This is a genomic window from Xenorhabdus littoralis, from assembly GCF_033949345.1.
Lineage (GTDB): Bacteria > Pseudomonadota > Gammaproteobacteria > Enterobacterales > Enterobacteriaceae > Xenorhabdus > Xenorhabdus littoralis.
In genome coordinates, this window is the sequence record NZ_VCDP01000224.1 from 1 (window position 1) to 359 (window position 359).

The 359-nt window shown below is 60.4% G+C and carries 1 protein-coding gene; it reads left to right on the forward strand.

What is annotated here, in order from left to right; genetic code table 11:
- Window positions 1–359: AMP-binding enzyme (locus tag FE394_RS19390; protein WP_319927949.1), on the forward strand; the 359-nt coding region annotated here is incomplete at both ends.

Genomic DNA, 359 nt, shown 5'->3' on the forward strand with positions numbered 1-359 from the left:
TTTCAGGTCAAGCTGCGCGGTTTCCGCATCGAACTCGGCGAAATTGAGGCACGCCTCGCCCAGTGTGCTGGAGTACGTGAAGCTGTTGTCATCGCCCGCGAAGACAGCCCGGGCGATACTCGTCTGGTGGCCTATCTTCTCCCTCAGCCAGATGCCGAACTCGTGCCGGCGGAACTGCGTCAGCAGCTTGTACAGCATCTGGCCGAGTACATGTTGCCCAGTGCCTTTGTGACGCTGGAAAGCTTCCCGCTGACGCCTAATGGCAAACTTGACCGCAAGGCGCTGCCTGCGCCTGAGCAGTCTGCTGTGGCTGTACGCGGTTATGAAGCCCCTGAGGGCGAACTGGAAACCCTGCTGGC